Here is a 22553-nt window from a genome sequence, read left to right on the forward strand (position 1 = left end):
AGTCTAATGGTCACATATTTTATATCCTTATTCCAATTGGTTTTGTTGTCTTTTTATTCACGAGGAAAACACCGGCCATGATCAGTAATGCAGCTACGAATTTGATTGGTGGAAATGGTTCATCGAGAAAGAAGTAGGCAACCAACCCTGCGAAAAAAGGTTGGGTGTACATATAAGAACCAGTTGCAGATGCTTTCAGGTGCTGAAGTGCATAGGCATTCAGTAAATAGGCGATATAGGTTGCACCCAGCACCACAAAAGCCAGCGCGCCCCAATGTTTAAATTGCAAAGCATTCCAATCTACCGCAATGAATTCATTCCATCCAAATGGAAGGATCAGAATTCCACCAATAGTGAATACCCAGCGTTGAATCTGCACCGGAGTGTAGACCTGCAATAACGGTTTTGCCAGTACGAAATAGAAGGAATAGGAGATGGCATTGAGCATGATCAGAGTATCACCAAACAGAATATCTTTTCCACTGCCGGTTCTTTCTCCTGTAAAAATCAAAAGTGTTGCTCCCGTGATGCCTAGAATCAATCCCAGTATTCGAAAAAAGTTGATTCTTTCCCTCAGCATAAAAAACGCTATTGCTGTTATTAGTACTGGCGTACACAACATGAGCAGCGAGGCGTGCGTGGAGTATGTAATGGAAAGTCCTTTAATGAATAAAAGCTGATTGATTGTCACGCCTGTGATCGCGCAAAGGATAAGTCTTCCCATATGCTTTTTTTCCAATTTCTTTTCGGGAGAAGAAATCAAAAATCCGATCCACAATAAAGAAGATGTTACCAGTACGCGGATTACATTCAATCCAAAAGGTTTGATAAAAACCGGTGTAATGAATTTTACTACGCTGAAATTGACACTAAAAATCAGGTTGGCTAGAAATACAGATAAATGCGCTTTTACCGGTGTTCGCAACAGAATGTTTATTTATTCTTTGATGAAATGGTGAATAGCAGGTCATCAATCACTTCTTTGTACAATCCGAAATTATAAGCAGGAAAGTTATTCTTTTGAAATTTATTTACTGCTTTAAAATCAGATTCAATATTAAGCTGCGCTTGCTCAACAGTAAAAAAAAGGCCCGCATCGTGCAAATGTGTAGCAAGGTATTCCTGTTCTGTCTGCCCGGGTGTCGGAACAAGGATGGCTTTTTTTTGGAGCCTGATAAGATCCATGATCGTTGTGTAACCGGAGCGACAAAGAATTGTTGCTGCTCCATTCATGAACTTTTCAAGTTGCAGGCTACCGGGATTATTCAGCACTGTAACATTTGTATTTACTTCAGGAACAGCGATATCCAATGGCCGACCCCTGACAAGGAAGACCTTGCCGGTGAATTTTGCCAATTGCTGTAAAACCAGGTTTTCGAAAACTGTTCTTTGTGGTTCGGGGCCCGATATTAAAACCAGCAAATCAGATTTTTCATTGCTCTCCTTTATGTCAAACCTGGACAAAGGGCCCAAATATTTTTCATTTCCCGGGAGCAGTTGTGGATGCGATAGTAACCCTGCCATCGAAGGCTCTCTTTGAAGATCTGGAATCCAGCATTCATTGAATTTCCGGATGTAGTGGTAATTCATTCTTTGAAGAAGACTGTCTGCTGCTCTTCCTAATCCGGAAAAAATATGCAGCTGATGGGTTATAAATACTGAATAGATCCGGGGGTGAACCAGCCCGAACCGGTTGTCACTGATCAGGGCATCCCAGCGATAGCTGTTATAATGATGCCCGAGCCACTTTCGTTCGTTGGAAATTCTTTTTAACAAACCCGGAATCTGGTACAACAATTTCCTTTTAAATCGTTTATAATTAAGCGGATATTCGATTCCGTACCCTGGTAGCAAAATGTATTCAGCATCAGGGAATTCCGGTTTTAATATAGCGAACTGTTGTTCTGTGCCGGCTATTGTAATCTGGCAGTTTTTTTGCAAAAGGTAAGAGATCAAAGGAATACAGCGGGTAGTGTGACCGAGACCCCAGTCGAGGGGAGCAATTAACAATTTCTTTGGAATTTGGGTGTTCAGAACCGTATTTTTACGGGATTTATTAATTTTTTTCCAATAATCCGTGCGAGGTTGGCATTTTGTTGGAAAATAGTTTATTTTACCGATTACTGTTTTAATATTTTCAACTTCGATCCCATGAAAGGCCTGAAATTATTGATGATCTTTGCAGTTATTCTGATTTCAATAGCAGCGACGTCCTGTAATGCTTCGAAAAAAAGTAATTGCGGTTGTCCCAATAAAAAAGGCATGGTTGGTTACTAGTTAAATCCATTAATATGAAAAGTCCCAACAGAGATCTGCTGGTACTATTAAAAGATGAATTCATGAGTGAACATGCTATTGAGCGTGAAGTAGAGCGCCTCAATGCATTGCTGTTTAATGTGGAGTCTTTTGATAATATCTGTGTAGCACATGAGATAATTGACCTGAATAAGTACCGGATCTTCCACGACAGAAAAGTGATTCTTTCGGCACTGAAAGAAAAAGAATTGAAACCCTTTGTGTTCCTGAGCAATATGAACTGACCTACAGGATAGAATATTGAAACCTGCAGTGATGCAGGTTTTTTAATTTTCAGACCCGTGTGTCTTACATTGGCTGACCGTCCCGCCTAACCGAATTCAATTCAGTTTTTTTAATGAATCTCTGAGCTTCCCGAACATCTCATGAAGGTCTTCAATTCTTACAGTACCCACACTGAGCCTGTACCAGGGTGACGTATGTGATGCTCCAAATGCCGAGAAAGGTACCAGCGCCAGCCCGGCCTGATTCAGCAGGTAGGCGGTTACGTCAGATTGTTTTTCGAGTAAAACACCCGCTCCGTTTTTTTTACCGACTGCTTCGATTTTGACTGTAAGGTAAATAGCTGCCTGAGGTGCAATAGAATCAACAGTAAATCCGTCCTTTTTCATCTGCTGAAATCCCGCATGGATTTTCTGAAGTCTTTCGAAAAGACCGGCTTTAAAAATTTTAAGATATTGATCGATTGCCCCTTTCTGCAATAGATATTTAGCCGTTGCTTTTTGTTCGGGCAAAGGACTCCAGGCACCAAGGTGGGACAGGATCGACTTCATTTTATTGATTATGAATGCCGGCCCAATAGACCATCCCAGGCGAACTCCCGTCGCTGCAAAACATTTGCTGATCCCATCTACGAAAATGGTATAAGGTTTCAAATCGGGGAATAGTGAAACAGGGTTATAATGTTCTGTTGTTCCGTAAGTCATTAACCAGTACATCTGGTCAAACAATATGAACAGTTTTTTCTCACTTGCACCACGTGACTGGTTTTCTTTTAAAACCATAGCGCAGATTTCTTCCAGTTGTTCGCGGGAAAATGTTGTGCCCGTGGGATTCAAAGGCGAGCATAATGCAAGGAGAACTGCTCCTTTCAGATGAGGCTGAATATCATCCGCAGTAGGCATGAAATTATTTTCTGCCGTGGTTTCAATCGCACAATGTTCGCCCTCTACAAAATGTACATAGTGATTATTGTTCCATGAAGGAACCGCATAAATGACTTTCTCGCCTTTGTCAACGATAGTCCTGTAAACAGTGTAAATCAGTGGGCGACCGCCGCTCGCGACAAGTACTTCTTCCGGCTTGTAATTCAGCTTTTCCCTGTCGCTGATGAATTTACAAATCGCCTGGCGAAGATCTGTCTCTCCCTCTCCAAGAGGGTAATTGGTAAAATGCTTTCGGTAAGCATAAATGATTTCTTCTTCCAGCTCGGCAGGAATTGAAAATATCGATGGATCAAAATCGCCTATTGTATAATTGAATATCTTCTCCCCGGCCCTGATCTTTTCTTTTATGTCGCCGTTCATCTTTACAATCTCTGATCCGATCAGCGTTCCGGACAAATGTGATAATAAAGGAGAGTCGCCGATGCTGCCTGAATCAGCCTGTGTTGATCCCACTATTCTTTCCATGCCGCAAAAATACAGGCCGTCCTACACAAATCCGGCATTAATTTGGCTGTTGACTGAACCTTTTTAACACCATGCACTTGTTTTTGTGGGAGAACCTTTGATCAGGCGAAGGAAAAAATCCGAACAAGCATCAAAGCTTAATCCCCTAAAATGGTGGAGTAATATAAAATTTCCTTTAATTTAGTGTTTAAACATTCAAATTCAAATCATGTACAGAAAAATTGTAAAAACTGCATTTCTTGCAGCATTTATTTTGGGTTCCTGGAGTGCATCTGCACAGACTAAATGGACGGTGGATAAAGGCCATTCCAATGTGAAATTCACTGTTACACATATGACTGTGTCCGAAGTTGAGGGAAATTTCAAGGTATTCGACGGTAGTGTAGAACACACCAAGCCCGACTTTTCAGATGCTAAGATCAACTTCACCGTTGACGTGGCTTCTGTGAACACTGATAACGAGCGCAGGGATGGGCACCTGAAAAGCGATGATTTCTTTAACGCAGAGAAATTCCCGCAAATGAAGTTTGTCAGCAAATCTTTCAAACCACTCGGAAATAATAAATACGAACTGAGTGGCGATCTTACCATTCGTGACATCACAAAGCCCATCACTTTTGCAGTTACTTATGGTGGAACACTTACCACTTCAAGAGGTGCAAAAGCCGGCTTTAAAGCAAAGGGAACGATCAATCGCTTCGACTACAATCTTAAATGGGATCGCGCAACAGAAGCAGGTGGTCTTGTAGTAGAAAAAAATGTAGATATCCAGATCAATCTGGAACTTGATCAGGCCAAGCCGCAAACTGCTGCACAGTAAGAATTTACGTTATACGTTTAACGTTCAACCTGCCTTTGCCGGCCGGCAGGCGTTAAACGTATAACGTCATCTAGTTTTTCCCAAACTTCTTCTCTGCTTCCTTGGCTTTCTCAAAATCAAGTATCACTCCATTTATGCAATACCGTAACCCGGTCGGAGGCGGACCATCTTCAAATACATGGCCGAGATGTGCCTTACAACGACCACATTGTACTTCCGTACGGGTCATTCCATAGGTGTGATCCGGAGTATAAATAATGCTTGTTTTTGAAATCGGTTCGTAGAAACTCGGCCAGCCGCAACCGCTTTCGAACTTTGTATCACTCATGAAAAGTGCATTGCCGCAAGCCGCACAATAATAAGTGCCTTTCTCATCAAATTTTTCAAACTTGCTCGTCCATGGCCGTTCGGTACCTTTAAGACGTGCTATCTGGTACACTTCCGGTGAAAGTGCCTTTTTCCATTCTTCTTCCGAAAGGTTCACTTTCGAAGTATCCGTTTTTGAATACACCGAAGGCTTTTTTTCATTATTTGACATAGATTCTTTCTTTACTGTGTTTTGTGAATAGCTGCAGTTGATCTGAAGCATCGCGAGGATGAGTAAGCATCCTGAAGAAATGATAAAATTCCGCATGATTATCTGGAATAAGTATAACAAATATACGTCGTGTGGGATCAGTCAGTTTGGTTTCAGAAGCGCAAAGCTTTTGTCTCTATTTGATTTAACATTCTCTTTTTACCCCTATATTTGAAACCCCGGTTTAAAATCGTTACTCGCTTATGTTTAATATTATTTTGTTCGGTCCTCCAGGTAGTGGTAAAGGCACACAGTCAGAGAAACTGATTGAAAAATACGGACTTAAGCATTTATCGACAGGTGATATACTCCGTTCGGAGATCGCAAATCAGACTCCGTTGGGTATGGAAGCCAAAAAGATAATGGATAAGGGACAGCTCGTACCGGATGAAGTGGTTATCGGTATGATCAGTTCAGCACTTGATAAACACAAAGGAGTAAATGGGTTCCTGTTTGACGGCTTTCCGCGTACAACCGCCCAGGCGGAGGCGTTGGATAAATTGCTTAGCCTCAACAGGACCAGTATTGGAGTTGTACTGGCTCTGCAGGTTCCCGAAGAAGAACTGATTGCCCGCCTGGTTAATCGTGCAAAAACATCGGGTCGTAGTGACGACGCTGATGAAAACATTCAAAGGAAAAGACTTGAAGTTTATCATCGCGATACTGTTCCCGTTGCGACACATTATCGTAAACAGGATAAAGTAGTGGAACTCAAAGGCGTTGGAGCTATCGAAGAGATTTTTGGAAAACTTTCTACCGAGATCGAGAAGCGCATGGAAATGCAAAGACAGATGGAAAACGAGTAATTGTCATCCTTCCGTAAACATCTACTGATGACACCAGCAGAAAAATTCGCTTTCTCGGAAAGGAATTGGTTGCTCTGTTGAAAAATGCAGACCCTGCACGCATGCCGAATGCGGCAAAATGAATTTTCTTCACATGGTCGATCATCTCGGCAATACGTTTAATATCACCTTACGGAAAAATCCGGAATGCTTCTCCCATGTCTGGCTGACGACAGAAATACCTTTTCCTGAGAACATATAGAAGCCGCTACTGCCGGAGAAACCACCACCTTCAACATACAATACCGCAGCGGTTGCAACAGACGGGCTGCAGATCAGTCTGATCGCTTTTTTTAAAAATTACGAAGGCGGCCCATCATTGGCAATACCAATTTCCTCAGATCTTAATTTCAATGAGCAATTCAACTCCGTTACAAACACGGTATACATCACCTTCTCCAATTTGGAATTGGTATACGCCGGATAGCAGATAATTCGGATTAACATTGCACCACAGACAGTCAGGCCAGCAGGTATTAGCTTAATTTAGTACTACAATAAAATGCTGCCAATGATTAAGCTGGGTAATTATATTTCGGGCCAATGGATTTCGGGTAGTGGTGAGGGTCAGGCCTTATTCAATGCAGTAAATGGCGAATATATCGCTTCCGCTTCGACTGAAGGTATCGATTTCGAAGCCGCATTGCGCTATGCACGTATCACCGGAAATCCCAACCTTCGTAAGCTCAGTTTTCACGACAGAGGCAGAATGCTGAAAGCGCTGGCGATATATCTTTCAGAGAGAAAAGAAAAGTTTTATGATATCAGTTACCAGACGGGTGCTACCAGGGCCGATTCCTGGATTGATATTGAGGGTGGATTTGGCAATCTCTTTTCATATGCCTCGCTCAGAAGGAAATTTCCGGATGAACCATTCTGCACGGACGGATCGGTGGTGCATTTGAGTAAGGGCAAAAATTTCATTGGTCAACATATCATGATCCCAAAAGAAGGCGTTGCGATCCATATCAATGCGTTTAATTTTCCTGTCTGGGGGATGCTTGAAAAATGCGCAGTGAACTGGCTCGCGGGGGTTCCGGCTATTGTTAAGCCTGCTACAGTAACATCGTTTCTTACCGAAGCTGTAGTTCGCGAAATTATTGCATCCGGAATTTTACCTGATGGCGCGTTACAGCTGGTCTGTGGCAGTGCTGGTAATATGCTGGACTTTGTGCAATCGCAGGATGTTGTCACATTTACCGGTTCTGCAAGTACCGGTTTGAAATTAAAATCGCATCCTGTAATACTTCAGAACAGTGTCCCTTTCAATATGGAAGCTGATTCACTGAATTGTATTGTTTTGGGAGAAGATGTACTGCCCGGATCTGCTAACTGGGATTTTTTCATAAAGGAAGTGAGAAAGGAAATGACCGTCAAGGCTGGTCAGAAATGTACAGCTATCCGGCGCATTTTTGTTCCTGAAAACAGAATGGAAGATGTATGGAAATCAATCAGTAAAGCGTTGTCCGGAACCTTGATTGGAAATCCAAGAAATGAAAAAGTGCGTATGGGATCCCTGGCAGGTGAAACGCAAAAAAAAGAAGTGCTGACGCAGGTTAAAAAATTACTCGAGCATGCTGAACTGGTGTATGGCTCAGTGGAAACGGTTGAATTGTTGGATGCTGATAATAGCAAAGGAGCTTTTATAAGCCCTTTGTTGCTGAAAAAGGACAATCCTTTTGAAAGTACGGCTGTGCATGACATTGAAGCGTTCGGGCCAGTAAGTACCCTAATGCCATATAAAAATAGCGATGAAGCAATTGTACTTGCAAAAATGGGAAAGGGTTCTCTTTGCAGTACGATCGTTACTGACGATGCTGATACAATGAAGAACTATGTTTTAAATGCTGGTACGCATCATGGACGTATTCTTATTCTCAATACCAGTTGTGCAGCGGAAAGTACCGGTCACGGGTCTCCGTTACCCATGTTGGTGCATGGTGGTCCCGGTCGCGCAGGCGGTGGCGAGGAAATGGGTGGTGTAAGAGGTGTTCTTCATTATATGCAGAGAGTGGCGGTGCAGGGTTCTCCGGGAGCGATAACGAATGTTTCGCAGGTTTACCAGCAACATGCTCCTACTCTCCAGGATGAAACACATCCTTTCAGAAAATACTATGATGAGTTGCAGATCGGTGATACATTGCTTACGCATAAAAGAACAGTTACTGAAGCAGATGTTTCCAATTTCGCGAATCTGAGCTGGGATCATTTTTATGCGCATACCGATCACACGTCGTTGGAAGGCACCCTGTTTGAAAAACCCGTCGCTCACGGATATTTTATTTTGAGCGCAGCAGCAGGTTTATTTGTTGATGCAAAGAAAGGTCCGGTGTTATTGAATTACGGACTTGAAGAATGTCGTTTTTTGAAACCTGTGTATGCTGGTTCAACTATAGGAGTTCAACTCACCTGCAAAGAAAAAATTCCGCAGGATCCTCGCGAGCCAAATGATATTCCCCGGGGAATTGTAAAATGGCTCGTAGAAGTTAAAGATGAAACAGGGGAGTTGGTAGCTCTTGCCACCATCCTTACGATGGTGAGAAGAAATGATATGGTTTGATTAACAAATTAAATCAATGCATATGTCTACCGATAATGGTTTTGTCCATGCTGAAATTCATAAAGGTGTAGGGACCATCAGTTTTTCTCATCCACAAAGCAATTCCCTGCCTGGAGCATTATTGCAGGAACTAACGAGGTCGATTAACCGTTTTGCACACGATCCCGAAGTGCTGGTAATCGTTATCAAAAGTGAGGGCGATAAAGCTTTTTGCGCCGGTGCCTCGTTCAATGAACTTGCTTCGATTACGACAGAGGCGGAAGGAAAAAAATTTTTTTCTGGTTTTGCGCATGTCATCAATGCGATGAGGAAATCTCCAAAATTAGTACTGTGCCGTGTACAGGGAAAATGTGTTGGTGGTGGCGTTGGTATTGCTGCAGCTGCTGATTACACAATTGCAACTGTACATGCAGAAGTTAAACTGAGTGAGCTTGCAGTCGGTATTGGTCCTTTTGTTGTAGGGCCGGTCATTGAAAAGAAGATGGGAACCGCAGCATTTGCTCAGCTCGCGATCGATGCTAATCTCTGGCGTAATGCGGACTGGGCAAAAAGAAAGGGCCTCTTTGCAGAAATTCATGATACTATCGAAGGGATGGATGAATCGGTTTCAAAACATGTTCATTTCCTGAGCCACGCAAATCCCGATGCAATGGCTGAGATGAAAAAAATATTCTGGGCAGGCACTGATCACTGGGATCAATTGCTGGAGGAGAGAGCTGCGATCAGTGGAAGATTGGTGCTGAGCAGTTTTACGAAGAATGCGATTGCTTCGTTTAAGTCGAAAGTTAAAAGTTGAAAGGGAGTTTATGGTTCATTGTTCATAGTTTGAACAACGTATTCTTTCAAGTTGTCAGTTGTCAGGAACAGTCAGTTTGTGAAAATTAAAAAACCTAAGCAATAAGCGATTTTAAAAATTACTATTACTTAGGTTAATTATACTGAAACTATAAACTAAAAACTATAAGGTTCTATGAACTATGAACTATCAACTATGAACTATGAACCATGAACTTGCCTTATAGATTATCAAACGTATAAATCTTCTCCAGCTTGCTTCCTGCCTGCATTTCAAAAATGGGGTGCAGGATGCCATTATCAAGTCCATATACCCAGCCATGCAGGTGCGGAAATTGATTTTCCTTCCAGGCTTTCTGAACAATTGAAGTTTTAGCCAGGTTCATTACCTGCTCTTTCACATTCAATTCAATCAACCGGTTTACTTTTTTATCGTCGGTTGCGAGTGCTTCAATCTCTGATTCATGAAAGCGATACACATCTTTAATATTGCGGAGCCATTTGTTGATCATGCCAAAAGAGTGCTGTGTCATTGCTGCCTTTACTCCCCCACAGCCGTAGTGTCCGCAAACAATAACGTGTTTTACTTTCAGTACCTGTACAGCATATTGTAACACTGATAGCATATTTAAATCGGTGTGTACCACCATATTCGCGATATTCCTGTGTACAAAAATTTCACCCGGATTCGTACCTGTGATTTCATTCGCAGGCACGCGGCTGTCGCTGCAACCTATCCACAAATACTCTGGCGTTTGTACATCAGCCAGTCGTTCAAAAAACTGGGGATCATCCTGAACTTTTTCTGTTGCCCATGCTTTATTTTCAAGTAATAGTCTTTCGTGTCCTAACATCATCTGATTTTTTAGTGTTGAAGAGTTTGGGTTGTGAATTGTGAATTGATTTCTGCACCGGGAATTTTGAATAATTCATTCACCTGTCTGTGATTCCCGTTTTTTAATTCCACCCTGATGTTTTTCAAATGCGCGTGTGAAAGAAAATCATTCACGGCCTCGATCACATCTTTATCAATAAAATCTGCCCTGCTCGTATCGATAAGTACATGAGAATTTTCAGGAATTTCCTGCAATTTTCTTTTTACAATCGGCTTGTTCAAAAAGGAAACGTCTTTGCGGAAACGGAACAGGTAATTCTTCTGATTATTCACAACCAGCACTGCCGATTTGAAATTGCTTTGGATCATAAAGAAGAGTCCCACCAGTAAACCAATGACGATACCGATAAGCAAATCTGTAAACAGGATGGCGATAACTGTTGTCACAAACGGTACAAACTGGTCCCATCCCTGTTTGTAAAAATTCCGAATCATTTTAATATTTGCCAGTTTTAAACCTGTGTGAATCAGAATTGCAGCAAGCGCAGCAAGCGGTATCATATTGAGAATCTTAGGAATAAATATCACTGACACCAGCAGTAAAGTGCCATGCAGAATAGCAGATGCTTTACTTCTTGCTCCTGCATTAAGGTTTACAGAGCTTCTTACAATTACTGATGTTATGGGTATCCCTCCCAGTAAGCCGGATACGATGTTGCCAACGCCCTGCGCTTTAAGTTCGCGACTTGAAGGCGTTACTCTTTTAAAGGGATCAAGCTTGTCAATCGCTTCAATACAAAGTAAAGATTCAAGACTGGCTACGATGGCGATCGTTAATGCAACTGTCCATACATTGTAATTGTTCAAAGAGGAAAAATCAGGGAAAGTGAAAAAACTAAGAAATGCGGAAAGGTCTTCAGCAATTGGCAGATTCACCAGGTGCGTTGATTCCAGGCCCAGATTTGTAAAACCTGACAGGAACCATTGGTTTAATGTCACTGCCAGCACAACCACCACGAGTGGTGCTGGAATGAGTTGAAGTACCCTGCTTTTCTTAAAAACAGGTGTTTGCCATAGCAATAAAATCGCAAAGGAAATACCTCCAATTAACATGGCCGCTGGCGTAAAAGCCCTCAATGCATGGGCCAGGCCCGAAAATGTGTTTTCCCTGTTATCCTGGTTAAAACTTTCATCTCCTGCAAAGTCTGCATCATAACCAACGAGGTGAGGAAACTGTTTTAATATAAGGATGATTCCAATGGCAGCAAGCATGCCTTTGATCACTGCATTGGGCACGAAGTCACCGATGACACCTGCTTTCAGATAACCAAGAATCAATTGAAATACGCCAGCCAATACTACTGCAAGGAGAAAAGATTCAAATCCCGGAAGTTTACCCAAAGCTGCAACAACGACAGCAGTGAGTCCTGCAGCGGGGCCACTAACGCTCAATGGCGATTTACTCAACAAGCCTACGACGATACCACCAACAATACCTGCGATAATACCGGAAAATAACGGAGCCTTTGATCCGAGCGCGATGCCAAGACATAGCGGAACCGCGACGAGAAATACTACTATAGATGATGGAACATCATGCCTGACTGTCTTAAACAGGTTTTTCATGCTTTATGCTTAATGCTGTTATATCCAAAAATGTGAGAATATGTTTCACCGGAGGTAAAACCAAAACAAACTAAGCGTTGGGCGGCGGAGTGGGTATGTCGTCGGAGCTGCGGGTGACGAATGTTATATTCCTGCAATGAATGGAATGAGTGGAGACGAAAGCCGGAGTAATGTCCTGGTGATTATGCACGAGGCACTCCAGGTGTTTTACTTCGTCACTGAATTTGGCTGTTGCTGCATCAGTACTGTGAGGAATTTCTTCAAGTAACCTGTTGGCATATAATACTGACCCTACCTGCTTTACCGGCATAAGCTGGAAAGCAAAAAGAGACAATAAAATCGTTGCTATTGTCTTTTTCAATGCCATCAGTGTGCAAAACTAATTTTTGAGGGTCGCTATTCCTATCAGGAGTTGTTAAGATTTTTAACAATAAATGTTAAAAATCACGTGTTCATACCGCCGCAGATACTGAGTACCTGGCCGGTGATATAGGAACTCATATCTGAAGCTAAAAATAATGCTGCATTCGCTGTTTCTTCCGAGGTACCAAATCTGCCGAGAGGTATCTTATCAAGAAACGATTTTGAAATTTCGCCTTCCTGGAGATATTGTGTCATGTCGGTTTCAATAAAGCCGGGGGCAATTGCATTACATCTTATAGAACGGCTACCCAGTTCCTGAGCAATGGATTTCGTGAAGCCGATAATTCCAGCTTTGCTCGCTGCATAGCTTGCCTGGCCAGCGTTCCCTTTAATTCCGATGATTGAGCTCACGTTTACAATCGAACCGCTGCGTGCTTTAAGCATTGGTCTGATCACCTGCTTAGTGAGATTGTATACGCTGTTCAGGTTCACCCTGATTACTTCTTCCCATTGGTCGGGTGTAAGTCTCAACAATAAATTGTCTTTCGAAATTCCGGCATTGTTCACGCAAATGTCAACCGTTCCGAATTCTTTAACCACATCATTTACGAAAGATTCAGATTGCGCGTAATCGGCGGCGTTAGTCTGCCAGCTTTTTGCTTTTACGCCCATGGCCTCGAGTTTCAGCTGAAGCGCATGTGCTTTTTCGGCACTGCTGTCACTGATATAAGTGAAAGCCACATTAGCTCCGTGTTCAGCAAACTTGCAGGCAATACCTTCACCGATGCCGCGTGCGGCTCCGGTTACAATCGCAGTTTTATTTTCAAGTAATTTCATTATACCGGATTTATCTCACAACAGGGCGCAATATAATGTAATACGTGTAACGTTCAACGATTAACGTTAAACGTTTAAAGAAAGGATTTCCTCTATCAATATGCGGTCATTACTCAGGCGGGGAACCTTGTGCTGACCGCCCAGTTTGTTTTTCTGTTTGAGCCAGGTATTAAAAACTCCGGGTCTCAGCGCTTTCATCAACGGCATACGTAAAGCGATATCCTTATGTCTTTTCGCTTCGTAGTCGCTGTTAATATTCTTCAGAGCTGAATCCAGTTCATACACAAAATGTTGGAGATCGGCAGGCTTTTTTTCAAATTCTACCAGCCATTCATGGGCCCCATTGCTGAAATCGCTGAAGTACACCGGCGCCGCTGTATAATCTTTCACGACTGCTCCCGTATTCTCACACGCAATGGCGATTGCGCGGTCGGTATTATCAGCAATCAATTCTTCTCCAAAAGCATTGATAAAATGTTTTAATCTGCCGGTCACTTTTATTCTGAATGGATACCTCGTTAGAAACTGAATGGTATCCCCCAGCAGGTAACGCCACAATCCACCATTGGTACTGATTACGGGAGCATAATTCTTTCCGATCTCCACATCCTGTAAACCGATGGTTTGCGGATTGCGACTGCCATATTCCTCTACAGGCATGAACTCCATGAAAATGCCATGGTCCACGAAAAGCATCATACCTTCTTCGTCCGGATGGTATTGAGCCGCAAAAAAACCTTCGCTCGCATTGTACTTTTCAAGATAGAAAATATCGCCCCCGATCAGTTTGCGGAACTGTTCACGGTAAGGTACAAACGAAACGCCCCCATGGTTGTAGAGCTCGAGGTTAGGCCATACCTCCAGCATATTTTTCTTGCCGGTTATTTCCAGGATCCGCTGAAATAAAACGATCGTCCAGGTAGGTACACCGGAAATTGATGTCACATTTTCATGCAAAGTACTTTGAGCCAGTTTTTCAATCTTTTCCTCCCATTCGCCCATGAGGGCAATACTTAATTCCGGAGTTCGGATCCAGCTTCCCCAGAATGGAGAATTTTGTAAAAGAACCGCGCTCAGGTCGCCGAAACGCGTTTCATCATTCAGGGAGTGAACCGTATGACTTCCGCCGATTACCAATCCTTTGCCGGTAAGAAGGTCTGATTCGGGAAAATAATTATAGTACATGGTGAGAACATCCTTAGCGGCCTTAAAGTGGCAGTCTTCCAGGCTCTCGTCGCTGACAGGTATGAACTTGCTTTTATCAGAGGTAGTACCACTGCTTTTCGCAAACCAGTACATCGGGGTGTTCCAGAGAATATTCTGTTCACCATTCATGATCCTTTCGATATAAGGTTTGAGGTCCTCATACTCATGAATCGGTACTTCCTCTTTAAATGATTTTGCTGAGAACAGACGGGAGAAGCGATGCTTGCGTCCGAATTCTGTGTACTGGGCTGATGTTACGAGATCCTGTAATACTTCACGCTGGGCTTCTACCGGATGATTCATCCAGGATTCGACGCGCCACATGCGCATGCGTGCTAAACGCGAAATTGCAGGACTCAGTAATTTCATATATGGCAAAATAATTAGTACCCTCTGAAATTCCCTCCCCGTCGGTCATTACATCACGGTGTATCATCAGCAAGACTTCCAATCCTCGCTTCCTCATGAAGATAATCTTTTCTTTTCAGCTCAAAGTTCCTGCCAAGATACAATCTTCTCACCTGCTCATCTTCTGCCAGCTGTTCTGCAGTTCCATGTTTAAATATCTTTCCTTCAATCAAAAGATAAGCCCGGTCGCAAATGGAAAGCGTTTCGTTTACGTTGTGATCTGTAATTAATATACCGATATTTTTATACTTCAATCTTGCTACTACAGTCTGAATGTCTTCAACAGCAATCGGGTCGACCCCCGCAAAGGGTTCATCCAGCAAAATGAATTTCGGATCAACAGCAAGTGCACGCGCAATTTCAGTTCTTCTTCTTTCGCCACCACTAAGGCTGTCGCCATTGTTTTTCCGCACATGAGCGAGACCAAATTCCGACAATAAAGTTTCCAGTTTCTCTTTTTGTGCAGCTTTCGAAAGTTTTGTCATTTCCAATACAGCGGAGATATTAGCTTCAACAGTGAGTTTCCTGAACACAGACGCTTCCTGCGGCAGATAACCGATACCCATCTGGGCACGTTTGTACATCGGGAGACGTGTAATATTCTCCTCATTTAAAAATACTTCACCTTCATCTGGTTTGATCAATCCAACAACCATATAGAATGACGTCGTTTTACCGGCACCGTTTGGTCCGAGCAAACCAACAATTTCGCCTTGTTTCACATCCACTGAAACCTTGTTTACAACAGTACGGCTGCGATATTTTTTGACAAGATCATGCGTGTGTATTCTTAAACTCATGCAGGTATGTTAAATGATTCTGATGAACCCTAAGCTGCAAAAATAAGGTTCTTATTCCTCGTAAAGTGGATGCAATAACTGCTTTAACAGATTTGCTATGTGAGTAAATACTGCCGTATTTTGCCGGAGTATTAAAATTCCGGAAAGAATGAAAGTTATTGATCATATTACCCAGGCGAATGACACATTGGTATCTTTTGAAATTTTGCCTCCGCTGAAAGGGAAAAATATCAGCTCTCTGTACCAGAATATTGACCCCCTGATGGAGTTCAAACCAGCATACATTAATGTGACTTACCACAGGAGTGAACATATCTTCAAGAAAAAGCTGGATGGCACTTTTGAAAAAGTGGAGATCAGGAAAAGGCCGGGCACAGTTGGTATTTGTGCGGCCATCATGAACCACTATAAAATCGATGCGGTGCCCCACCTGATTTGCGGGGGGTTTACGCGTCGTGAAACAGAAGATGCATTGATCGATTTAAATTTTCTTGGAATCGATAATGTACTCGTTTTGCGTGGCGATGCTACAAAAAGTGAAAGCTCGTTTGAGCCGGAGCCTGAAGGACATAAATATGCGATCGACCTGTTGCGTCAGGTTAAGGACCTGAACCATGGAATTTATCTTGAAGAAGATATCCGCGATGGATTCAAAACAAAATTTTGTATCGGAGTAGCAGGTTATCCTGAAAAACATTTCGAAGCACCCAATCTCCAATCGGATATGGATTACCTGAAATTAAAAGTGGAAGCCGGCGCTGATTATATCGTCACGCAGATGTTTTTCGACAATTCGAAATATTTCAGTTTTGTTCAGCAATGCCGGGATGCAGGGATTACTGTGCCAATCATTCCGGGTCTTAAACCCATTACTAATAAAAAACAGCTCAATGTGATTTCAAGAATTTTCCACGTTGATTTTCCCCCGGAACTCAGCAACGAGATCCTACGTTGTAAAACAGATGAAGATTGTGAAATCGTTGGAACGGAATGGCTAATCGCTCAATCCAGGGAATTGAAAAACGCCGGGGCTCCCGTTCTTCATTACTATACGCTGGGAAAACCGAAGGTGATTTATAATACGGTGAAAGCTGTGTTTTAAGTTGTAAGTTTTAAGTTATAGGTTAACTTTTCAGATTTTGAAAAGTCAATGAAGATGAAATTAGGATCTAAGAGTTCTCCAAATTGCATGATATAACTTATAACCTATAACTTAACACTTTTAACGTATGACCTCCTTCCATACCTGCTGATTTACCACCACCGGGTATTTCTTTTTCAGCTGCGCCATCCATTGATCTTCTACTACCTGCTGATAATCACTGATGACCATTCCACGCGCCTCATCAAAACTGCGGATACTTCCTGCGGGATGTAATCTGAGGATATATGAGAATGTCACAGTCTGGTCTATCTCGTTGCCGAGAACAGGAGTAAAACTGTTTTCTTTTACATCAGTTTCAGTTGATAATTGGCTGATCTCGAAGCGACCGCTGTCAGCTACAAGCTTTCCCTGAGAAGACTCCGAGAGCTGACGCCAGAGCGCTGGATTTGCTTTTAACTGCGCAATTGTTTTTTCAGCAATATCCTTATCCGCTGCCGTAAACATTATTGCTGATGCGCTGCTCTCCCAGGTGTATTTTTTCCTGTTTTCTTCATAATACCTGCGCAGTCCTTTTGAATCTGCCGCAGCCTTATTCCAGACTTCCCTTTCCATTACTTCAAATAACACATTTCCATCTGCAAATTCTTTGAGCTGTTTTTTGAAAGCAGGATTGTAATCTTCAAGGTGCGCTTTGTAGTAATTAGCTGAAGCAAATCTTCTGAAATTATTCATCAATCCAGGAAAATCAACAGCACCGTTTTCATTAGCTGACCAGGTACGTGCATATCTCAACCAGTCCGTAATTTCCACATTTTTTTTTGGGAAGCGGAAAAGAACCTTATTTAAACCGAATGCTGCAGTCGGTTTAAAACTCTCCGTCTTTATATATTCTTCGGTTATGCTCCACAGTTGCTTTTCGTCATAAGCTTCATTTTTGATGGTTACCTGTGTAAGCATTTTTTTCTCCTGCACATCCATCGCGGACCTGTTTCGCGCATCTTCCGAGATAACGCCTTTGAGAAAATTTTCAGCAGCCTGGCGATTGGTTTCAACAGGTGTCAGACTGATGCGTTTCAGGATATGATAACCAAAACCCGTTTCGAACGGAGTGGAAATCTCACCATCTTTCTTTAAGGCAAAAGCTTTTGATTCAAAATCCGGATCGTAAATACCTACACCAAATTCTGCCAGACGTCCCCCATTGGCAAAACTTGCCTGGTCATTGCTGAATTGCATCGCCAGTGTATCAAACGACGAACCTTTGATTACTGCCTGGTACAATGAATCTGCGAGTTTTTTCCGGCTTTGTTTTTCATCGGTAGTACCTGTCTTATCAATAGCAATTAGGATCTGGGCAATCGTGATTTTCCCCGCTGCAGGTCTCTCATCCGTTTTTTTGAGAATGATATATCCTGCTTTTGTTTTTACCGGCGAAGAAACCTCTCCTGTTTTTAATTGATAAGCAATATTTTCCAATGCATATGGCAGCGTAAAAAGCGTAATGTAGCCAAGATCGCCACCATTTCGTTTTGCGGCAGTATCCGCTGAATAGCTTGAAGCTATATCTGCAAAATCAGCACCTGATTTAATTTTATTGATTGCCTCGGTTGCTTTTTTCTGTGCGGTACTTTCTGCATCATCCTTTCCCTGTTCGGGGAAAGGGATCAGGATATATGACAGCCGGATATCTTTTTTGCTTCTTTCAAATGCTTCATCAATAAGCGAGCGGAAAGCACTGGAATCAACAAGAAAACTGTTCTCTACCTGGTGCCTGAAAGTTTCCAAATCTGCTTTCTGATTGGGAAGAGTGTCTATCCGGAGATCGTATGCCGCCTGTACTTTTAATTTGAAGCGGGTATAAAGCTCAAGGTATTCTTTCAACGCTTCTTTCTCATTCACATTTTCCGGCTTGTTCTTCAGAAAGGCCTGTATGAACTCATCTTTACTTACGCTTTTCTTTCCGTAAGTAAAAAGCGTTTGTGCATGAATGTTAACAACAAAAAAACAGCCTAATATGACAAGGAGGTTTTTCATGATGTAAAAAGGATATTAGTTTACAGCTGCGGTCTGGGCTTTAACCTGGAGCAACTCACCCAACTGCTGGTAACTTAGTTTTTTTGCAATTATGTTTTTGTCTTTATCCAGCAGATATAGCATCGGTGTCTGGTAAACATCATATAACTGGCGAATGCCTGGTTTGCCTTTAGCGTAATCTGCGTCACGCATTTCTTTTGTCTGGTAGACATGAACCCAATCTTTCAGATTATGTTCCCTGATAAATTTGATCCATGCTTCCTTTCCTCCATCGGTCATAACACCGAGCAACGTTATTCCCTGTTTTTTCCAGGTGGATTGAAAAATTGAATCGAGTCTGGGTACTTCTTCCTTGCAATGTCCGCAGGTAGGATCCCAGAAACAGATGACGGTATATTTTCCGGTGACTGAATACAGGTTTTTTTTCTTGCCGGATGTGTCAAGGAATTCAAAATCTGCTCCCTTGTTCCCGATAATATTTCCCATCAGACTATAACCACGATCATGAATAAACTTTTTGTACTTGTCAGTCATCCAGCTGTCCGCCATGCCAGTCAGGTAATATTTCTGAAACAGGTGTACAAATACTGCATCCTGGCCCATATAAGTTGGATTCACGTATTTATCGGTAAGTGTTGACAGACAGAATTTGAACATCTCGGCATTTGACTTTGATGCATCGAGAACAAAATCAGCCGCCTTAATCAGTGAGTCCGGCGCAGGTGAAATCACTTCAGCAAAATACCTGTCGAATTTGGGTTGAAAAACAGGTGTACGAAGAAGTCGTTCATCAGTAAATGACACTCCATCCCAGTAATGTTTTTTATAATACTGGTATGCATAACTGGAATCGTATTTTCCACCGGGATGTTGAGCAGCAGGTGGAATCTCCGGTTCTCTGAGTACTTTGAATATCGCTGATAATAAATGATCCGGATGGTTCTTCAGGAAATCCTCCCTATACTTCTGGATATCACGCCCCAATGCAGCTGCTTTATCATTTAATTCCTTTTGCTCAGCAGGTGAAGCTCCGGCCATTTTCTGTCGGATCTCACCGATCTGCATACCAACTGTCTGTGCTTTCTTCTGGTATTCAGAAAACAACTCATTATCAGGCGATCCCTGAAATCTGGTTGCACCTATCAGGTTGGCCGTATCAGTGGACATGGAGAATTTTTGTTCTTTGTCCACCAGGCATTCCACCCAGCCATTTTTCTGCGGATATACGATCATATACACGCCGCCAAAAAGCTTTTCCTTTCCGCGGAATGTTGCTTCACTGTTGCTGTTCAACTCAGCCGAATCGATCAGGAATTGCTTGGCTCCGAAATGATGCGCCAGGTAGAGGTAACCTTTGGTAAAAGGTTTCAGGGTCACCTTGATCTCATACCCTTGCGAACGGGCCTGCATCAATCCAGAAAAGAGAAAAAAGATAAAGAGGTTTCTACGCATGGATAAGCCACATTAAGAGTCAAATTTATTCAAATTGACATTCACGGTCTGTTAAAGCCGTGTCTGCAGATAAAAACATGAAATCCAGCGAATTATTGCGAAACCAGGGAAATCATACAAAAATTTTCCCAGCGGTTTTATTTTTGCCGGATGCGGAAGAAAAAGGTTCAGGTTCTCAGGGGAATCAGAGTTACGGGTTATGCGGCCGAAGGAAAGGCTTTAGCGAAACAGGATGGTAAAGTGATTTTTATTGAAGGCGCGGTTCCCGGTGACCTCGTGGATGTTCGGCTTACCAAATCAAAAAAAGACTGGGCCGAAGGTAAGGTTCAGGAGATAATTGAGTATTCTACTCAAAGGACTGACCCGTTTTGCGAACATTTCGGTGTTTGTGGCGGATGTAAATGGCAGATGCTTCCTTATGAATTGCAGCTGAAATACAAACAGGAAGAGGTCGAACAGCAGTTGAGAAGAATTGGAAAGGTGAAACTGCCGCCGATTCAACCTATTCTGGGTTCAGAAAAAACCAGGTATTACCGGAATAAACTTGAGTTTACTTTCAGCAGTAAAAGATTCATTCCCTATTCGGTTGCCCGCTCCGGTGAGTCGCTGTCAGACGACCAGTTAAAACCTGCACTGGGATTTCATGTGCCTGGAATATTTGATAAAGTTGTGGATGTACAACAATGTTTTTTACAAGATGATCCAAGCAATGCTATCCGCAACGAGGCACGTTCATTCGCTTTGGCAAATGATTTCAGTTTTTATGATATAAGAAATCATGCAGGATGGCTCAGGAATCTGATGGTACGTGTATGCACGACAGGGGAAGTGATGGTTAACCTGGTGACAGGAGCTGACGAGCCTGAGAACAGGAAAATGATGATGGATCATCTACTCGCTAAATTCCCCTCCATTACCTCATTCTTCTATACCATCAATACAAAGTTCAATGACAGCATTCATGACCTGGAACCTGTGTGCTTCATGGGGAATCCGTTCGCAACGGAAATGCTGGGTGAGCTCAAATTCCGTATTGGACCAAAATCATTTTTTCAAACCAATACACGTCAGGCAGAAAGACTCTACGAGGTAACGAAGCAGTTTGCAGAACTGACGGGTACTGAAACTGTTTATGACCTGTATTGTGGTACGGGAAGTATTGGGTTATTCGTCAGCGACCTGGCAAAGAAAATAATCGGTGTTGAAGTAATAGCAGAAGCCATTCGTGATGCAAAAATCAATGCGGAGATCAACGGCATAAATCACGCTCGTTTTTTTGCAGGGGACGTGATTGATGTTTGCGATGAACAATTTTTTCATAGAGAAGGAAAACCGGATGTGATTATCACAGATCCACCGAGGGCTGGCATGCATGAAAAACTGGTAAATAAAATCAAAGAGATAGCAGCACCCAAGGTGGTATATGTAAGTTGCAATCCTGCCACACAGGCCAGGGACCTGGCCTTGCTGGACGAATTGTATTCTGTCGAGCGCATTCAGCCGGTAGATATGTTCCCGCATACCCATCATATTGAAAACATTGTGCAGCTGAAGTACCGAAATGTTTAACCGGTGCATAACGCGCCTTTAGCTACATTTGTAGGATTAATTTTTATAGAATGGCATCAGATTTCAGACCGGGAAGTTTCCAGATATTACCAGTAATTATTAAGAATTTGCTGATCATAAACGGCCTGGTTTGGCTGGCACAGATAAGCGTTGGTAAGTCGCTGTTCAGCTTTGAAAATCTCTTCGCTCTTCATCATCCCAAATCCGAGTTTTATCATTTCTGGCAGATCATTACATATATGTTTCTGCATAGCCCATCAGATTTTTTTCACCTCCTGTTTAATATGTTCGGCTTGTGGATGTTTGGTAGTACGCTTGAAAATCTTTGGGGGCCGGGCAGGTTCCTGGTTTTTTATCTTATCTGCGGTTTTGTGGCTGGTCTTGCGCATATGGGTGCCATCACCTGGGAAATGGTGCAGGTTCAGCATGCAGCCATGGCAGAACAGCTCAATCCGGAACCTTATCTGCGACAGGTGGCGAATGTTCCGATGATGGGTGCGTCGGGTGGAGTAATGGGAGTATTGGCGGCTTTTGCATACACATTTCCGAATGACCGATTGTTCATCTTCCCGATACCATTTCCGATAAAAGTAAAATGGGCGATACTGGGCCTGGTGGCTTTTGATCTTTTTAACGGCCTGACCGGAAGAGACCCGTCTGTAGCGCATTTCGCTCACCTTGGAGGCGCAGCTGCGGGAATTATATTGGTTATGATATGGAATAAAAGAAACCGGAGGACGTTTTACTAAAGATTAACTGTAATCAGTAGGAATT

Annotated in this window: 21 protein-coding genes; 8 read left to right on the forward strand and 13 right to left on the reverse strand. The window is 42.6% G+C overall.

Going from position 1 to position 22553, the window contains the following annotated elements; genetic code table 11:
• Positions 1–19 precede the first annotated feature (19 nt).
• The 3 genes from P2W82_RS06015 to P2W82_RS06025 all read right to left on the reverse strand — a co-directional run bounded on the left by P2W82_RS06015 (position 20) and on the right by P2W82_RS06025 (position 2264).
• Positions 20–925, reverse strand: a complete 906-nt coding sequence (locus P2W82_RS06015; protein ID WP_336514946.1) for a DMT family transporter — start codon at positions 923–925, stop codon at positions 20–22.
• Positions 926–933: 8 nt separating this feature from the next.
• A complete protein-coding gene (locus tag P2W82_RS06020; RefSeq protein WP_336514947.1) occupies positions 934–2010 on the reverse strand; it encodes a glycosyltransferase in 1077 nt (358 codons plus the stop codon).
• A gap of 110 nt (positions 2011–2120) precedes the next feature.
• Positions 2121–2264 (reverse strand): hypothetical protein, encoded by a 144-nt coding sequence (locus P2W82_RS06025; RefSeq protein WP_336514948.1) that lies wholly within the window; start codon positions 2262–2264, stop codon positions 2121–2123.
• Positions 2265–2291: 27 nt separating this feature from the next.
• On the opposite strand from P2W82_RS06025, the gene P2W82_RS06030 reads away from it, so the two are divergent.
• The gene (locus P2W82_RS06030; protein WP_336514949.1) at positions 2292–2540 is read left to right on the forward strand and encodes a hypothetical protein; all 249 of its coding nucleotides are present in this window, start codon (positions 2292–2294) and stop codon (positions 2538–2540) included.
• A gap of 96 nt (positions 2541–2636) precedes the next feature.
• Here the strand turns inward: P2W82_RS06030 and P2W82_RS06035 are convergent, their stop codons facing one another.
• Positions 2637–3947 (reverse strand): pyridoxal phosphate-dependent aminotransferase, encoded by a 1311-nt coding sequence (locus P2W82_RS06035; RefSeq protein WP_336514950.1) that lies wholly within the window; start codon positions 3945–3947, stop codon positions 2637–2639.
• A gap of 208 nt (positions 3948–4155) precedes the next feature.
• Between P2W82_RS06035 and P2W82_RS06040 the strand changes: the two genes are divergently transcribed.
• Entirely contained in the window at positions 4156–4767 is a 612-nt protein-coding gene (locus P2W82_RS06040) for a YceI family protein (RefSeq protein WP_336514951.1), read from the forward strand.
• 70 nt (positions 4768–4837) lie between these two features.
• Here the strand turns inward: P2W82_RS06040 and msrB are convergent, their stop codons facing one another.
• Positions 4838–5401, reverse strand: coding sequence for a peptide-methionine (R)-S-oxide reductase MsrB (gene msrB, locus P2W82_RS06045; protein WP_336514952.1), 564 nt, complete (start codon positions 5399–5401; stop codon positions 4838–4840).
• A gap of 146 nt (positions 5402–5547) precedes the next feature.
• On the opposite strand from msrB, the gene P2W82_RS06050 reads away from it, so the two are divergent.
• The 3 genes from P2W82_RS06050 (at position 5548) to P2W82_RS06060 (ending at position 9545) form a co-directional block, all read left to right on the forward strand.
• Entirely contained in the window at positions 5548–6150 is a 603-nt protein-coding gene (locus P2W82_RS06050; protein ID WP_336514953.1) for an adenylate kinase, read from the forward strand.
• A 550-nt stretch (positions 6151–6700) separates the two neighbouring features.
• On the forward strand, positions 6701–8749 hold the full coding sequence (paaZ, locus tag P2W82_RS06055; protein ID WP_336514954.1) for a phenylacetic acid degradation bifunctional protein PaaZ: 2049 nt from the start codon (positions 6701–6703) through the stop codon (positions 8747–8749).
• Between the two features lie 22 nt (positions 8750–8771).
• Entirely contained in the window at positions 8772–9545 is a 774-nt protein-coding gene (locus tag P2W82_RS06060; RefSeq protein WP_336514955.1) for an enoyl-CoA hydratase/isomerase family protein, read from the forward strand.
• A 220-nt stretch (positions 9546–9765) separates the two neighbouring features.
• Here P2W82_RS06060 and can read toward each other — a convergent pair whose 3' ends face one another.
• The 6 genes from can to lptB all read right to left on the reverse strand — a co-directional run bounded on the left by can (position 9766) and on the right by lptB (position 15619).
• Positions 9766–10401: a carbonate dehydratase gene (gene can / locus P2W82_RS06065; protein ID WP_419555704.1), complete on the reverse strand. Its 636-nt coding sequence runs from the start codon at positions 10399–10401 to the stop codon at positions 9766–9768.
• An 8-nt stretch (positions 10402–10409) separates the two neighbouring features.
• Positions 10410–12005 carry a SulP family inorganic anion transporter gene (locus P2W82_RS06070; RefSeq protein ID WP_336514956.1) on the reverse strand — a complete coding sequence of 532 codons (1596 nt, stop codon included), beginning with the start codon at positions 12003–12005 and terminating at the stop codon, positions 10410–10412.
• Positions 12006–12075: 70 nt separating this feature from the next.
• Positions 12076–12372, reverse strand: coding sequence for a hypothetical protein (locus tag P2W82_RS06075; protein WP_336514957.1), 297 nt, complete (start codon positions 12370–12372; stop codon positions 12076–12078).
• 77 nt (positions 12373–12449) lie between these two features.
• Complete coding sequence (gene fabG, locus P2W82_RS06080) at positions 12450–13205, reverse strand: 3-oxoacyl-[acyl-carrier-protein] reductase (RefSeq protein ID WP_336514958.1); 756 nt, start codon at positions 13203–13205, stop codon at positions 12450–12452.
• A gap of 66 nt (positions 13206–13271) precedes the next feature.
• Positions 13272–14780, reverse strand: a complete 1509-nt coding sequence (locus P2W82_RS06085; protein ID WP_336514959.1) for a GH3 auxin-responsive promoter family protein — start codon at positions 14778–14780, stop codon at positions 13272–13274.
• 53 nt (positions 14781–14833) lie between these two features.
• The gene (gene lptB / locus P2W82_RS06090; protein WP_336514960.1) at positions 14834–15619 is read right to left on the reverse strand and encodes an LPS export ABC transporter ATP-binding protein; all 786 of its coding nucleotides are present in this window, start codon (positions 15617–15619) and stop codon (positions 14834–14836) included.
• Positions 15620–15767: 148 nt separating this feature from the next.
• On the opposite strand from lptB, the gene metF reads away from it, so the two are divergent.
• Positions 15768–16721, forward strand: coding sequence for a methylenetetrahydrofolate reductase [NAD(P)H] (gene metF / locus P2W82_RS06095; protein WP_336514961.1), 954 nt, complete (start codon positions 15768–15770; stop codon positions 16719–16721).
• Between the two features lie 120 nt (positions 16722–16841).
• Here metF and P2W82_RS06100 read toward each other — a convergent pair whose 3' ends face one another.
• Both P2W82_RS06100 and P2W82_RS06105 read right to left on the reverse strand, forming a co-directional pair.
• Positions 16842–18758 (reverse strand): peptidylprolyl isomerase, encoded by a 1917-nt coding sequence (locus tag P2W82_RS06100; RefSeq protein WP_336514962.1) that lies wholly within the window; start codon positions 18756–18758, stop codon positions 16842–16844.
• Positions 18759–18773: 15 nt separating this feature from the next.
• A complete protein-coding gene (locus P2W82_RS06105) occupies positions 18774–20210 on the reverse strand; it encodes a redoxin domain-containing protein (protein ID WP_336514963.1) in 1437 nt (478 codons plus the stop codon).
• Positions 20211–20360: 150 nt separating this feature from the next.
• Between P2W82_RS06105 and rlmD the strand changes: the two genes are divergently transcribed.
• Together rlmD and P2W82_RS06115 are read left to right on the forward strand one after the other, a co-directional pair.
• A complete protein-coding gene (gene rlmD, locus P2W82_RS06110; protein WP_336514964.1) occupies positions 20361–21779 on the forward strand; it encodes a 23S rRNA (uracil(1939)-C(5))-methyltransferase RlmD in 1419 nt (472 codons plus the stop codon).
• Positions 21780–21829: 50 nt separating this feature from the next.
• Positions 21830–22528, forward strand: coding sequence for a rhomboid family intramembrane serine protease (locus P2W82_RS06115; protein WP_336514965.1), 699 nt, complete (start codon positions 21830–21832; stop codon positions 22526–22528).
• Positions 22529–22553: the final 25 nt, after the last annotated feature.

Origin of the sequence: Pollutibacter soli (assembly GCA_029269725.1) — a bacterium.
Classification (GTDB): domain Bacteria; phylum Bacteroidota; class Bacteroidia; order Chitinophagales; family Chitinophagaceae; genus Pollutibacter; species Pollutibacter soli.

Bases quoted from the DNA above. Each gene is read 5' to 3' on its own strand.
- P2W82_RS06025 (WP_336514948.1), bottom strand. From the start codon at position 2,264: ATGCCTTTTTTATTGGGACAACCGCAATTACTTTTTTTCGAAGCATTA.
- P2W82_RS06030 (WP_336514949.1), top strand. From the start codon at position 2,292: ATGAAAAGTCCCAACAGAGATCTGCTGGTACTATTAAAAGATGAATTC.
- P2W82_RS06035 (WP_336514950.1), bottom strand. From the start codon at position 3,947: ATGGAAAGAATAGTGGGATCAACACAGGCTGATTCAGGCAGCATCGGC.
- P2W82_RS06040 (WP_336514951.1), top strand. From the start codon at position 4,156: ATGTACAGAAAAATTGTAAAAACTGCATTTCTTGCAGCATTTATTTTG.
- msrB (WP_336514952.1), bottom strand. From the start codon at position 5,401: ATGCGGAATTTTATCATTTCTTCAGGATGCTTACTCATCCTCGCGATG.
- P2W82_RS06050 (WP_336514953.1), top strand. From the start codon at position 5,548: ATGTTTAATATTATTTTGTTCGGTCCTCCAGGTAGTGGTAAAGGCACA.
- paaZ (WP_336514954.1), top strand. From the start codon at position 6,701: ATGATTAAGCTGGGTAATTATATTTCGGGCCAATGGATTTCGGGTAGT.
- P2W82_RS06060 (WP_336514955.1), top strand. From the start codon at position 8,772: ATGTCTACCGATAATGGTTTTGTCCATGCTGAAATTCATAAAGGTGTA.
- can (WP_419555704.1), bottom strand. From the start codon at position 10,401: ATGATGTTAGGACACGAAAGACTATTACTTGAAAATAAAGCATGGGCA.
- P2W82_RS06070 (WP_336514956.1), bottom strand. From the start codon at position 12,005: ATGAAAAACCTGTTTAAGACAGTCAGGCATGATGTTCCATCATCTATA.
- P2W82_RS06075 (WP_336514957.1), bottom strand. From the start codon at position 12,372: ATGGCATTGAAAAAGACAATAGCAACGATTTTATTGTCTCTTTTTGCT.
- fabG (WP_336514958.1), bottom strand. From the start codon at position 13,205: ATGAAATTACTTGAAAATAAAACTGCGATTGTAACCGGAGCCGCACGC.
- P2W82_RS06085 (WP_336514959.1), bottom strand. From the start codon at position 14,780: ATGAAATTACTGAGTCCTGCAATTTCGCGTTTAGCACGCATGCGCATG.
- lptB (WP_336514960.1), bottom strand. From the start codon at position 15,619: ATGAGTTTAAGAATACACACGCATGATCTTGTCAAAAAATATCGCAGC.
- metF (WP_336514961.1), top strand. From the start codon at position 15,768: ATGAAAGTTATTGATCATATTACCCAGGCGAATGACACATTGGTATCT.
- P2W82_RS06100 (WP_336514962.1), bottom strand. From the start codon at position 18,758: ATGAAAAACCTCCTTGTCATATTAGGCTGTTTTTTTGTTGTTAACATT.
- P2W82_RS06105 (WP_336514963.1), bottom strand. From the start codon at position 20,210: ATGCGTAGAAACCTCTTTATCTTTTTTCTCTTTTCTGGATTGATGCAG.
- rlmD (WP_336514964.1), top strand. From the start codon at position 20,361: ATGCGGAAGAAAAAGGTTCAGGTTCTCAGGGGAATCAGAGTTACGGGT.
- P2W82_RS06115 (WP_336514965.1), top strand. From the start codon at position 21,830: ATGGCATCAGATTTCAGACCGGGAAGTTTCCAGATATTACCAGTAATT.